The sequence below is a fragment of the Brevibacillus sp. AG162 genome (assembly GCF_006715575.1).
Classification (GTDB): Bacteria; Bacillota; Bacilli; order Brevibacillales; family Brevibacillaceae; genus Brevibacillus; species Brevibacillus brevis.
Window position 1 is genome coordinate 296,202 of the sequence record NZ_VFNO01000001.1, and the last position, 13,342, is coordinate 309,543.

The 13,342-nt window shown below is 48.2% G+C and carries 12 protein-coding genes; 11 read left to right on the plus strand and 1 reads right to left on the minus strand.

What is annotated here, in order from left to right; genetic code table 11:
- Positions 1 to 90 precede the first annotated feature (90 nt).
- The 5 genes from FB479_RS01365 to FB479_RS01385 all read left to right on the plus strand — a co-directional run bounded on the left by FB479_RS01365 (position 91) and on the right by FB479_RS01385 (position 5,021).
- Entirely contained in the window at positions 91 to 1,056 is a 966-nt protein-coding gene (locus FB479_RS01365) for a ketopantoate reductase family protein (RefSeq protein WP_142061751.1), read from the plus strand.
- Positions 1,053 to 1,451, plus strand: a complete 399-nt coding sequence (locus tag FB479_RS01370) for a DUF3397 domain-containing protein (RefSeq protein WP_142061754.1) — start codon at positions 1,053 to 1,055, stop codon at positions 1,449 to 1,451. The genes FB479_RS01365 and FB479_RS01370 overlap by 4 nt, the downstream gene beginning before the upstream one ends.
- Before the next feature lie 52 nt (positions 1,452 to 1,503).
- Positions 1,504 to 2,061 (plus strand): helix-turn-helix domain-containing protein, encoded by a 558-nt coding sequence (locus FB479_RS01375; RefSeq protein WP_106653218.1) that lies wholly within the window; start codon positions 1,504 to 1,506, stop codon positions 2,059 to 2,061.
- Positions 2,062 to 2,184: 123 nt separating this feature from the next.
- Positions 2,185 to 3,807, plus strand: coding sequence for a bacillithiol biosynthesis cysteine-adding enzyme BshC (gene bshC / locus FB479_RS01380; RefSeq protein ID WP_142061757.1), 1,623 nt, complete (start codon positions 2,185 to 2,187; stop codon positions 3,805 to 3,807).
- Between the two features lie 161 nt (positions 3,808 to 3,968).
- Complete coding sequence (locus FB479_RS01385; protein ID WP_142061761.1) at positions 3,969 to 5,021, plus strand: S-layer homology domain-containing protein; 1,053 nt, start codon at positions 3,969 to 3,971, stop codon at positions 5,019 to 5,021.
- Positions 5,022 to 5,060: 39 nt separating this feature from the next.
- Here FB479_RS01385 and FB479_RS01390 read toward each other — a convergent pair whose 3' ends face one another.
- Positions 5,061 to 6,323 (minus strand): APC family permease, encoded by a 1,263-nt coding sequence (locus tag FB479_RS01390; RefSeq protein ID WP_106653221.1) that lies wholly within the window; start codon positions 6,321 to 6,323, stop codon positions 5,061 to 5,063.
- Between the two features lie 110 nt (positions 6,324 to 6,433).
- Between FB479_RS01390 and FB479_RS01395 the strand changes: the two genes are divergently transcribed.
- The 6 genes from FB479_RS01395 (at position 6,434) to FB479_RS01420 (ending at position 13,308) form a co-directional block, all read left to right on the plus strand.
- Entirely contained in the window at positions 6,434 to 7,363 is a 930-nt protein-coding gene (locus tag FB479_RS01395; RefSeq protein ID WP_185746312.1) for a LysR family transcriptional regulator, read from the plus strand.
- An 83-nt stretch (positions 7,364 to 7,446) separates the two neighbouring features.
- Positions 7,447 to 8,706 (plus strand): adenosylhomocysteinase, encoded by a 1,260-nt coding sequence (locus FB479_RS01400; RefSeq protein WP_047068374.1) that lies wholly within the window; start codon positions 7,447 to 7,449, stop codon positions 8,704 to 8,706.
- A gap of 151 nt (positions 8,707 to 8,857) precedes the next feature.
- Positions 8,858 to 9,289, plus strand: coding sequence for a division/cell wall cluster transcriptional repressor MraZ (gene mraZ / locus FB479_RS01405; RefSeq protein WP_007717680.1), 432 nt, complete (start codon positions 8,858 to 8,860; stop codon positions 9,287 to 9,289).
- 17 nt (positions 9,290 to 9,306) lie between these two features.
- Positions 9,307 to 10,251: a 16S rRNA (cytosine(1402)-N(4))-methyltransferase RsmH gene (gene rsmH, locus FB479_RS01410; protein ID WP_142061767.1), complete on the plus strand. Its 945-nt coding sequence runs from the start codon at positions 9,307 to 9,309 to the stop codon at positions 10,249 to 10,251.
- A 33-nt stretch (positions 10,252 to 10,284) separates the two neighbouring features.
- Positions 10,285 to 10,695: a cell division protein FtsL gene (ftsL2, locus tag FB479_RS01415; RefSeq protein WP_106653225.1), complete on the plus strand. Its 411-nt coding sequence runs from the start codon at positions 10,285 to 10,287 to the stop codon at positions 10,693 to 10,695.
- 141 nt (positions 10,696 to 10,836) lie between these two features.
- Complete coding sequence (locus tag FB479_RS01420; RefSeq protein ID WP_142061770.1) at positions 10,837 to 13,308, plus strand: penicillin-binding protein; 2,472 nt, start codon at positions 10,837 to 10,839, stop codon at positions 13,306 to 13,308.
- Positions 13,309 to 13,342: the final 34 nt, after the last annotated feature.

The window sequence follows — 13,342 nt, forward strand, 5'->3', positions numbered from 1 at the left end:
ATTTCGATCTTTTTTTGTGGCAATCAATTGAACAATCCCGAAAACTCTGTTATTCTTGAAAAATAAGCATTGATTAATGTGGGTGAACAAATGCTGCTAGAACCAATGACGTGTCGGGTGGTAGTCATAGGTGGAGGGTCTGTCGGGCTGCTGTATGCAGCAAGGCTCGCACTCGCTGGACAACCTGTTACGATTGTTACACGCAGTTCACTCCAGGCGAATCAGCTAAATGAACGCGGGCTCAGCTTTCAACGGCTGAATGGCGAGACAGTCACTGTTCCCGTTGCCGCCAGCCCGATTGAAGAAGGATTGCCTGAAGGGAATCTGTATCTGTTAACTGTAAAGCAGCCAGATATGCATAGCGTGCTTCCAGCCTTACAAGGGTTAGACCTTGAGGCAAGGGTGATCGCTTTGCAAAATGGCATGGGTCATTACGAATTGCTTCGAACCGTTTTAACGGAGACACAGTGCTTCTTTGCGATTAATACGGAAGGAGCAAGGAGATTGTCGCCTACAGAAGTCATGCATACCGGTACTGGTACTTTGCGGGTAGGCTCTTGGGAGACTTCTGATCGCAATGATCCACTGATTCACACATTTGTCGAGTGGGCATTATCAACAGGCATGGAGGCTGTCTATGAAAAGGCAATACAGCCCTTCGCTTGGCGCAAGCTCATCGCAAATGCGCTGATCAATCCGTTAACCGCGCTTTTTGAAATCCCAAATGGTGCTCTCCTCGAAAATTCACATACGCTACAGCTCATGCGTGCTTTATTTGTGGAAGCAGCTGCAGTGGCTGCGTATGCCGGACAAAAAATCGAGGATGCAGACTTGCAGGAAATTGTCTCCATTTGCCGAAATACTTCCCGTAATCTTTCCTCCATGCTGCAGGATATAAAGAAGCGCAGACCGACGGAAGTGCAGTCTATCAACGGCTATCTTGTCCAAGTAGGAAAAAAGGCCGGGATTCCGACTCCGCTGCACGAAACCTTGCTTCGCGTTATCCTTCTGAAGTCAGACATGGGAATACGGAAGGAGGGAGGCGACAGTAGATGACCATTTTGGCGAATGTCTGGGCCTATTTGTGGGGTACGCTGACGGTTGTGCCGTTTCTCGGGTTTCCGCTCGTTTATTTCATCTTGTATGGGGCGACGCGGAACAAGAAATTGGCAGGCCGCTTCGCGATAAATATCACGAATCTTTTGGTGATTCGTTCTGCCGTTTCTGCTTACGAACTGATCTGGCCCGAGGCATTTTCCGCTTGGTGGTGGGTATTCTGCTTTTACCTGGTGGTAACCGTGCTCCTTGGGTGGGTACAGATGAAGTGGAAGGGGCGGCTCTCCCTCAAAAGGGTAGGATTTTCGGCCTGGCGTTTGTCGTTTCTCTGGTTTGGAATCGTCTACATAGTGCTGTTTACGACCGGAATTATCAAAACGATGGGTGTCGTGTAAAGCACTGTTGATACATATCGTATTTATTCCGATAAGAAAGAAGGTTGGAACTATGCGACTTCCCATCGAGACCATCGGTCACAAGATTCGAATGATTCGGAAAGAACGCGGCTTTACCTTGGAAATTATGGCAGGCAAGACAGGGTTAAGCAAAGGTTTGCTGAGCCAAGTAGAGCGTGGAATTTCGCAGCCGTCGCTGGATTCGCTGTGGAAAATCACCAAAGCTCTGGAGTCACCCATCATTCATTTTTTCGAAGATATTGATCAAAAGCAGGTGCATGTGACTCGCTTGCAAAAACGTAGACAACTGGTCTTTCCTGAATCGACGGGCACTTATTCGCTGCTCTCGATGGGAGGTAGTGCCAAGCTGGGGATGCTGGAAGTGCGACTTATGCCTGGAGAAATGGCTGTCGACAAGTTCGTGCAGTCAGAGGGAGAAGAGTGTTTTACGGTCATTACCGGCAGTGTGACAGCACGCTTCAACGATGAAGAGCATGTATTGGAAGCAGGAGACAGTATTTCATTTGACAGCAGCAAAACACACGCAATCGAAAATACGGGAGAAACGGAAGCTTTGTTAATCTGGTCCGTTACCCCTCCACAATTTTAATGCAAGCGCGAACGAGCCTGTATTACACTTTGACAACCCATTAAAGTGGGTTGTCTTGTTTTTTGTGGCTGTGGAGCATGGTATAATTTTGGTTGACCATGGCCCTAAGAAAGGTGAGCTAGCATGAATGTTGAATGTCTCGCGCTTCCATTGGCGAATCCGCTGGCACAGGAGTACCAGCAGCAAAATGCCTCTGCATTACAGTTTTTTGCGCATAATCCCTACCGTGAACAGTCCTACCGAGAACGCGTGGAATGGCTTCAAAGTCAATCCTATCCTCACCGGAACCAGCTCGTGGAAGGTTTATATCGATTTAATAAAGAGATGGGTACTCACCCTGAAGCACTGAAAAATATCGAGTTGCTCAAACAGCCAGACACATATGTGGTCATCGGCGGTCAGCAAGCAGGAGTTCTGGGTGGACCCCTCTATACGATCAACAAAGCTGTTCATCTGATCCAGGCAGCAAAGAGGCTGTCTGCCGAGCTTCAAGCGAACGTCATTCCGGTGTTCTGGATTGCTGGCGAAGACCATGACATCGATGAGATCGATCATGTGTACTGGGGAGCGGACGATGGGAAGCGCCTGCATAAAGAGCGACTGGCTCTGAACAAAAAGGGCCGTCAATCGGCAAGTACCCTACCCTTGGACCCTGAACTGTGTACGCAGTTTCTGGAAAATTTTTTCCAGGGACAAACAGAGACTGCCGAAACCAAACAGATTCGTGAGCTACTGACGCAGACTGCAGCAGATTCGCGCACAGTCGCAGAGTGGTTTGCCCGCTTGATGGCAAAACTGTTTGGCAAGCACGGTCTTGTTCTGGTTGAATCCTCGTTGCCGTTTGTTCGTGAACTGCAGCAACCCATCTTTTCACAGATCATTGAAAACAATGAGCAATTGACGAAGGTGTTGCTACGGGCAGCGGATCGGATTTCAACGGCTGGGTATCCGCTTCAATTGCAAGTGGAAGAGCATCAAGCCAATTTGTTCGTCTATGAGGGCGATGATCGATTGCTGCTAGAACGTCACGGGGAGCGCTTTATCAATCGGAGACGTGCTTACAGTCGCGATGAATTGCTCAAGCAGGTTGCAGATTCACCGGAGCGTTTTAGCACAAATGTCGTTACTCGCGGGTTGATGCAGGAGCATCTGTTTCCTACGCTTGCCTTCATTGGAGGTCCGGGTGAGATTGCTTATTGGGCGTTTTATCGGGAGGTATTCGAGCTATTCGGGATGCAGATGCCGATCGTATTGCCTCGTTTGTCCGTTACCCTTGTGGAAGGTGCTCAACTGAGACTGCTGGATAGCTTGGGGCTTTCTGTTGAACAAGTCTTGACTGATTTCACCGCATGGAAAACCGAGTGGTCCACAAACCAGGCGCCACATCCGTTGGAGCAGCAATTCGCATCAGCACGGGAGTCGATTATGTCGATCTATCGTCCCCTGGTAGAGGAGGTCGTTTCTCTGGATGGCGGATTGCGTGGTCTGGCCGAGAAAAATAGTAAGCTGCTGTTAGAGCAAGTATCCTTTTTGGAAGAGCGTTTGATTCGTTCACTCCAGCAAAAAGATGACGTAGAGCATGTGCGCATCCAACGAATTGAGACCTCTTTGTTGCCCGAAGGTGGATTGCAAGAAAGAAAGCATTCGTTTTTCCCGTTTGCAAATAAGTATGGTCTTGGTTTGATTGACCGATTAGTAGATGCGCCATTCGCGCATGATGGTACTCATCAACTTTATTACCTGTAAAGTGCAGCACAAAATAGTCGGATCGTCCTAGAAGTGGACCCGGCTATTTTTTTGTTGTTTAAGCTGATGGAAAACATTTCTTCAAATTATGCCGAAACTTTTCCGACAAATTCTGCGTCTTAGTAGTAATGGATTGTTTTTGGGGAAAGGTGGTACTCGGGATGCAGATTACATTACAACAAATCGGGAAAAAAGCCACTCTACTAGTTGTGAGCTTATCCGTTTTTTTGACGGGCATCGCAACCGCAGGATTGAAAAAGGCCGACGCACGGGAAGAATACGTGGCCAATTCACCTGCATTTATTGACACAAATGGACATTGGGCATCAAAAGAAATAGGGATTGCTACCAAAAAAGGATTGATCAAGGGCTTTCCCGACGGAACCTTTCAGCCAGAGCGAACGGTGACGCAAGAACAGTTTTTATCCCTGATTGAACGCGTCATTCCTTCCTTTACAGGTCATGAGCCTGACAGCTTTATCAAAGAGACCTACTTGCAGGCTGCTGCGGGACGTTGGTCGGAAAAAACCTATCACCATTTGGCTTCAGCGGGTATCATGCCATCCGGAAAACCGACGGATAGCATGACGCGGTTGGAAGCGGCAAGAACCTTGCTGGCAGCCATCGGGCATCAATCAGAAGGAGAAAAATATCGGGGAACGACAGCGAAATTTTTCACGGATCTTTCGGTCGACAATGAAACACAGGTGATGACAGTCTACCCTGCTTACAAAATGGGAATTTTGGCTGGATTTCCAGATGGAAGCTTTCGTCCTGATGACAAAATCAGCAGAGCACAGGCAGTCGTCCTGTTAAATCGTTTGGAAACCAAAATCGCCGAACTGTACCCTGGCAATGTCACAGAGGGCGAGAAGAAGGCAATGACACAAGCTGTCTCGTCATTTGTAGGGGACGTGATGGATACGCAAAAGATTCGTCGCTTTGATGACTTGGTCGCATATGTAAAGAAAAACAATCTGCCTGTCAGTGAATCGTTTTTACGCGAGCATTTTTCGTTTATGCAGTATGAAGTGTATGATTATGTCCGGTTTCCGCAGTTTAATGAGCTGATGTACTTTGCAAAAATCGGAATGAATAAATACAGAATGACGGTTCAATATTACGCAGGGGAGTTGGGGGGAAGCGTCGATCGCACGTTTTACCTTTCCTCGAGCGATGGCAAAACGTTTCGACTGATTGGAAAAGATGAATAAGAAAAGAAGGCTGGGACATGACCCCAGCCTTTTTTCGTGTCAGGCATGACGTTTTTGCCAGATAAAAAGGACGAGTGCAATCACGAGGGGATAGAGAGCGGACCATCCCAAGAAAGGATAGAGTCCTACTGTACAGACGAGAGAAGTCCAGGAAGCGATTCGGCCTACGCGACTATTGCGCAAGAGTCGGACCCCAGCCAGACACCCGCCGATGTAAGTCGCAAAAAAGGTAGCATTGGGCAGTTCGATGAGTCTGGACAAGTCGATCACGTCGAAATAGAGTACGCCGAGAACGACGACAAAACAAAGAGAGAGAAACAAAAGTCCGCCGGTTGGTGTCCGGTACTTGGTATGGAGGGTGCCAAACCAGCGAGGAGCGATCTTTTCTTGCGCCAACGAATAGGCGATGCGTGACGCAGCTCCAATGTAAGCGTTGGCTGTTGCGATACAAATGAACAAGGCGGTTACGGCTACAATCCATCCCCCGATCGGACCCAGGGAGAGTTGAACCATGACACTGAGCGAGGCAGCGGAGATGCCGACCCCGTAGCTATGCGTAGCCACAGTCATAAAGGCCACGGCAAAGTACAAGAGAGCGACGATTCCCGCACTCCACAAAACACCGCGAATCGCGTTTTTCGCAGGATCGACGAATTCCTCTGAGAGATGCGTCACGGCTTCCCACCCAATGAAGCACCAGAACATCAGACCTGCGGCTTGCACGACACTCAACCAACCGTTTGGCATAAAAGGGGTAAAGTGCGTGACAGATGCATGCGGAATGCTTGCGACAACGGCCAAAATCAAAATCGTGATAATCAGCGAGACAACAATTGTTTGGACACGTGCAGCTACATGCAAGCCTACAACATTCATCAGAAGGACAGCGAGAAGAAGCAGAGCCGCCGCCGCATACACTTGCGACTCACTCCAGTTCAGCAGGATCGCAATGTAGTTGGCCCCTGTAACACTCAGAATGGGTGCGCCAATCGGGACAGACAAGAGAAAGAACCAGCCTACCATGTTTCCGAAACGATCTCCGTAGGCTGTCCGTACAAATGTAGAGACTCCACCTGAGCTCGGATAACGAGCAGATAACAGACCCATCGTAATGGCCATGGGCAGGACGAGAATAGACATGACGAGCCAAGCTAAAATGGAAGCTGGACCAGCCTTTTGCGCTGCAAGTCCGGGAATGAGCAGTACGCCAGAACCGATCACCGCCCCGATGTATAAGGCGACGATTTGCGGAAGTCGCAGTGTTTTGGCTAGGCCGGGGGCTTGCGTGGACAATTTCCCCATAGGTAGATCCCTCACTTTTTTACTTACCTTGTCGTTGGTAACTGAAGTGTAGCATAGACTTAATCATCGGAGTTATCTATAATATTAGATAATTCAAATCGGTTTTTTCGATGAAAAGAGGAGGAAATTTGGATACTCGTTATTTGCAAACATTCCGTGAAGTAGCAAAATGCCAGAGCTTTACTCGTGCAGCCGAAATTTTAGGCTACGCGCAGTCAAGTGTGACGACCCAAATTCAAAATCTGGAATCGGAGTTCGGTGTCAGCCTATTCGAGCGTTGGGGCAAAAAAATCAGGCTTACCCACGCGGGCGAAGTGCTTCTCGGCTACAGCGAACAGCTGCAAGCTGTATTAGATGAGGCAAAAGCGAATCTGTCAGAGCAGGCACATCTGGCGGGAACGTTGAGTATCGGAACAGTGGAGTCATTGGCAGCCTTTTATTTGCCACCTTATTTGCAAAAATTTCGCTTGGAGCAGCCACGTATGCGGATCATGCTTGCGCCGGGCATCTGCCAAGACTTGAGACAGGGAGTAAAGGAAGGGAAGTACGATTTCGCCTTTGTGCTCGATTGGCTCCATGATCAATCTGAGCTGACAAATGTCGTTTTAGGTGAGGAAAAACTAGTTGTTGTGGCTGCACCTACCCATCCACTGGTCAAAAAAGAGAAGGTAGAAACGCACGAGTTTACCGGGGAAACCTGGATTTTTACAGAAAAGGGATGCAGTTACCGAGGAATGATGGAATCGGTGTTGCGTGAAGCAGGAGCCACCGTGGAATCTTCTTTTGAATTTGGCAGCCTGGAAGCAATAAAACAATGTGTTGCCTATGATTTGGGAATTGCGTTGCTTCCGAAAATTGTCGTACAAGAAGAAGTAAAAAATGGTACACTAGTGATACTCTCGTTTTCCCATCCGGATATCCGTGTTTTCCGACAGTTGGTCTACCATAAAAAGAAATGGATGCCTCAGGCTTTGTTGCGCTTTTTGGAGCTGCTAACGGTAGAAACCGCAGAGCGTAAATTGCCGATAATAGGAAAATAATTGGAAAAACTGATGATGGTTGAACTTGCGTATGATATGATAGACAAGGTTGCTTTATGAGATAAAAGGAGGTCCATCCGTACATGAACACTGTTTCTGAAAGCATCGTAAAAGATATGTCGTTGGCGCACAACGGCCATCTGAAAATTGATTGGGTAAAAGAACACATGCCTGTCTTAAACCGCATTCGTGAGCGCTTTGAAAAAGAGCAGCCGTTTGCAGGCCTGAAAGTTGCGATCTCCTTGCACTTGGAAGCGAAAACGGCTTATCTGGCAAAAGTAGTTCAAGCTGGTGGCGCTGAAGTAACCATTACCGGTTCCAACCCGCTGTCCACGCAAGATGACATTTGCGCAGCATTGGTAGAAGACGGTATTCGCGTATTTGCGAAATACAATCCAGATCCTGCTGAATACAAAGAGCACCTGATCAAAACACTGGAAACTCGTCCTGATCTGATCATTGACGACGGTGGCGACCTGATCACCATTTTGCACAGTGAGCGCCGTGATCTGTTGTCTCAAGTACGCGGTGGTGCAGAAGAAACGACAACAGGTATTCTGCGTCTGAAAGCGTTGGAGAAAGAAGGCAAGCTGGAATTCCCGATGGTTGCCGTAAACGATGCATTCTGCAAATACTTGTTCGACAACCGCTATGGTACAGGTCAATCCGTATGGGATGGTATCAACCGTACAACGAACCTCGTAGTGGCTGGTAAAACTGTTGTTGTAGCTGGCTATGGCTGGTGCGGTAAAGGTGTAGCGATGCGTGCAAAAGGCTTGGGCGCAAAAGTAATCGTAACCGAAATCGACCCAATCAAAGCGGTAGAAGCTTACATGGATGGATTTGAAGTAATGCCAATGCTCGAAGCTGCGAAGCATGGTGACTACTTCGTAACAGTGACAGGTAACCGTGATATCATCAGCAAAGAGCATTTTGCTGTGATGAAAGATGGCGCAATCTTGTCCAACGCGGGTCACTTCGATGTCGAAGTAAACAAGGTCGATCTGAATGCAATGTCGACTTCTTCCCGCATTGTGCGTAAAGATATTGAAGAATTTGTCCTGGCTGATGGTCGAAAAGTGTACCTGCTCGCAGAAGGCCGCCTCGTGAACCTGGCTGCTGGCGACGGACATCCGGCTGAAATCATGGATATGACCTTTGCTCTGCAAGCGGTATCCTTGGCTTATGTCAATGAACAGTACAAAAACATTGGCAAAAAAGTGCTGAACGTACCATTCGAATTGGATCAAATGGTTGCTCAGTACAAGTTGGAAGCTCTGAACATCGGAATCGACAAATTGACGGATGAGCAAAAATCCTACCTGGAAAGCTGGGTCGAATAGTCCCGCGAATCCCGTCTTTTCCCGGCAAAAAAATATGCGAAAAAATCCTGCTTACAAACGCAGGATTTTTTTTTATAATAACAAATAGGTACCAGGTGGGGAAAAGTGGGGGAAAGTGGAGCCAACCGACAGGAAAGTGGGGGACCAGGGCGTGTTCATGGGGGAATATCAGCACAGCATCGACGAAAAAGGCCGCCTGACGATCCCAGCCAAATTCCGTGAAGGGCTAGGCACTTCCTTTGTTATTACCCGCGGGCTGGACCAATGTTTGTTTGCTTATCCGCAAGATGAGTGGAAACAACTAGAGGAAAGACTCAAGTCTCTCCCATTTACAAAAGCAGATGCTCGCGCATTTACACGATTTTTCTTTTCAGGTGCCACCGAATGCGAGTGGGACAAGCAGGGAAGGGTAAACATACCACCCAATTTACGTGAGCATGCAGGCATGCAAAAGGAATGTGTGATCATTGGGGTATCAAACCGTGTAGAGGTATGGAGCAAGGAACGCTGGGAAGATTATTTTGCCCAGTCAGAAGGCTCTTTTGGAGAAATTGCCGAAAAACTGGTTGATTTTAATTTGTAGCAGCGAGAAGAACAGGAGTGACGACATTGTCGTTTCATCACGTAACCGTTTTGATGGATGAGGCTGTCGAAGGGCTAAATATTCGTCCTGGAGGCATTTATGTAGACTGTACACTCGGTGGAGCCGGGCATAGCAGTTTGATTGCTTCCAAGCTGACGGAGGGCGGTCGACTTATCGCCATCGATCAGGACGACTGGGCACTGGATAATGCCCGCGAAAGACTCGCTTCCTATATGGATAGAGTCACGCTGGTAAAGAGCAACTTCCGCCATATCAAAGACATTGTGAGAGATTTAGGCTTGGCTGGTGTAGACGGGTTGTTGTTTGACCTCGGGGTATCCTCTCCGCAATTGGACGAGGGAGAGCGCGGCTTCAGCTACAATGCCGATGCGCCCTTGGATATGAGAATGGACCAACAAGCGCCATTGTCCGCCTATGACATTATCAATGAGTGGGATGAAGAAGAGATTGCCAAGATCATCTGGCTGTACGGAGAAGAGAAGTTTTCCCGGCGAATTGCCCGGCAAATCGTTCAACAACGGAAGAAGCAGCCGATCAAAACAACAGGTGAGCTTGTTGAGTTGATTAAGGAAGGAATTCCTGCCGCTGCGCGCCGTACCGGACCCCATCCGGCGAAGCGTACCTTTCAGGCTATTCGGATCGCAGTCAATGATGAATTGGATGCATTCAAAGAGGCCGTCGTCGATGCTATTGAGGTTTTGAATCCAGAAGGTCGCGTAAGTGTCATCACGTTTCATTCATTAGAGGACAGAATCTGCAAGCAAATTTATCAAGACTTTTCAAAAGGGTGCACGTGCCCGCCAGCCTTTCCGATTTGCACATGCGGAAATAAAGCGGTTGTAAAAGTCATTACAAAGAAGCCGATTTTGCCATCAGAAGAAGAATTGGAAGCAAACAATCGTGCACGATCAGCTAAACTACGGGTAGCGGAGAAGCTGTAGACCGGGATCGACGAGAAAGGGGAGGGAGAAGCGATGAGTTACTACCGAGGAAATCTAGCTATGGAGTTGGAACAACAATCCCGCTCTGTAACGAAAACAACAAAGCGCACGGTTCGGATCAAGCCAACGATTCCGACCGGAGAAAAATTGCTGTATCTCTTATTTATCTCGTTAACCGTCGTCGGCTTGGGTCTAGTGGGTGTCCGCTACTCGCAAATTTCCCAGTTGAACTACGAAATCCAAAGCACCAAACATGAAAATCGTTTGACGACAGAAAAAAATGCAACGTTGAAATTGCAAATTGAGCAAATGACCAACCGGGATCGCCTGCAAAAAGAAGCAGAGAAGCAGGGGATGGTATACAATCCAGCAGCTGTACATACGATTGGGAAGCCAGAGGTACAGGCGAGTTCTCTGCCACAAACACAACCCAAAAAACCTTAAATGTTACTGCTCCTTATGTGCGGTAACATTTTTTCTTAGCTGGGCTCGAGTCTGCTCCTGACTCGGCTAGGTTGCGTTCGTCTCCCCTATCAACCTTTCATGGGAGACGGGCGATCTTTGATGCGACGGAGTTGAATGGAGATGGAATGGAAACGAAAAGTAAATTGGCGAATTCTCGTGGTAGCCTTATGCCTGATCTTGACCTTTTCGACGTTGAGCTTTCGAATTTATTGGATCCAAACAGCAGAGGCTGCCAGAATCATGGAAACTGCACAAAAGCAGTGGGACAGGGAGCATGTTTTGAAGCCGAAGCGTGGAGCGATCTATGATCGAAACGGAGAAATTTTGGCGTATGATGGTAAGGCATACACGGTTAATGCAAGGCTGAAGCCACTTGACGCGAGAGACGAAGATGTGGTGAAAGACCCCTACTACACAGCGAATATGCTGGCTCCTATTTTGAATGCGCCTGTTCAAGAATTGGTAAAGAATTTGACCAAGCAGAACAAAGTGGTGGAATTGGGACGCTACGGGCAAAAGATCAGTGAAGAGCAGAGGAACCGCATTCTGGCATTGCAATATCCCAAGTTGCCAAGTGGAGAGCAAGTCAAAAAGAACCAGCTCCCGGGCATCTATTTGACTGAAACGACTCGCAGAGTCTATCCGAATAATGCCTTTGCCTCCCATGTGATCGGCTATCTGGATTTATACGATGAACCGAAAATGGGAATTGAGCTGCAATTGAACGAAGAATTGGCTGGTATAAAGGGACATATTGCCTACCAAAGGGATCGTGCTGGCTACCAGCTCCCAGACGGAGAAGGGGAGTACATTCCGGCAAAAGACGGCTTAGATGTATATCTTACCATTGATCGACAAATACAGGATTATGTAGAACAAGCGCTTGACAAGGTGGAACAGCAGTACAAGCCGAAGGGCATGACGGTCATTGTGGCCGACCCGCAAACGGGTGAGGTATTGGCGATGGGCAACCGCTCGCAGTTTAATCCGAATACGTACTACAACGGGATTGAAAACTACAATAACCATGCTGTCACCACCATGTTTGAGCCGGGCTCTACGTTTAAGATTATTACGCTGGCGGCAGCGATTGAAGAAAAAATGTTTAATCAGAATGAAACCTATCAATCAGGTGCTTATACCATCAAGGGGCAGATTCCGATCCGCGACCATAACAATGGTGCCGGTTGGGGAACCATCACCTTTTTGGAAGGGGTTCAGCGATCCAGTAACGTATTGTTCGCTAAGTTGGGATATGAACGGTTGAAGCTGGAAGGTCTGAAGAAATACTTCAAAAAATTCGGGATGGGTGAAAAAACCGGAATTGAGCTTCCCTACGAGAAAAAAGGAAGTTTGATCAACCTGGAAAAACCTCGGTCACCACGTGACTGGGCTGCAACAACGTATGGTCAAGCAGCAACGGTTACGGCGATCCAGCAGGTTGCCGCTGTGGGGGCGATCGCGAATGGAGGAGAGCTTCTAAAACCTCATATTGTAAAAGAAATGCGCGATCCTCACACGGGAGCAGTCGTTAATCGCACACAACGTGAGGTTGTGGAGCGGGTTGTAAGTGAAGCGACTGCGAAACAGACACGCGACATTTTGGGGAAGGTTGTCTCAGAGAAACCCGGGACGGGTAGACAATATCAGATCGAAGGGTACCAAGTAGCAGGAAAGACGGGAACTGCGCAAAAATACGATCCCAACACAGGGAAAATTATGGATGGCCGTTACGTTGGTTCTTTCATCGGTTTTGCGCCAAAAGACAACCCGAAGCTGTTGGTTTATGTCGTCATTGACGATCCGCAAACAGATGCATGGTATGCATTGTGGGGCCAAATGATGCTCGCTCCTATGTTTACATCCATTATGGAACGCAGCCTGCAATATTTGCAGCAGCAGCCTGATCTGTCGTTAGTCAAGAATAAACAGAGTGAAAAGACAACGCAGAAAAAAGAAGCGCAGGCAGCGCTGGCATCCTCACCTACTACACCGAAGACATTGCCTAAGTTTGAAGGGATGTCCACGACAGCTGCACAATTGCGGGCGAAGCAGGACAATTTGACGGTCACGGTAGCTGGGACAGGTACGAAAATCGTCAAACAGTATCCGGAAGCCTATGAGCAGGTCGTTCCAGGTGAACAGATTATCCTTGTAACAGACAGGGTCAAAGGAACAAAGATGCCTGACTTCAAAGGAAAATCATTGCGGGATGTCATGGAGTTCAGCTCTTTGATCAATCTCGAAATGAAATCGACTGGAACTGGATTCGTCACCCAGCAAAGTATTCCTCCGGGAACGGTGCTCCAGGGTACAGAACTGCTTCAGGTGACGCTGCAATCCGTGTCGGAACCACCTGTACCGGCAGCGCCTTCTCCAGGTCAGGAGGGCAGCACAGTGCCTGCTACAACGACGCCAAACAATCCGGGGCAGAATACGACTACAAATCAATCAGGTGGAAATAATCCGGCTCCGCCATCTTCCGGTCAGCAAACTGGGCAAGGTGAGGCAGCACAGCCGCCAGCATCTGGACAGGCGCCTCCTTCTGACAAACCAGGAGACCAAACAACGCAAACACCGACAACTCCATAGTTCTAACTAGTCCCCCCTGCGAATAAGGTTAAGA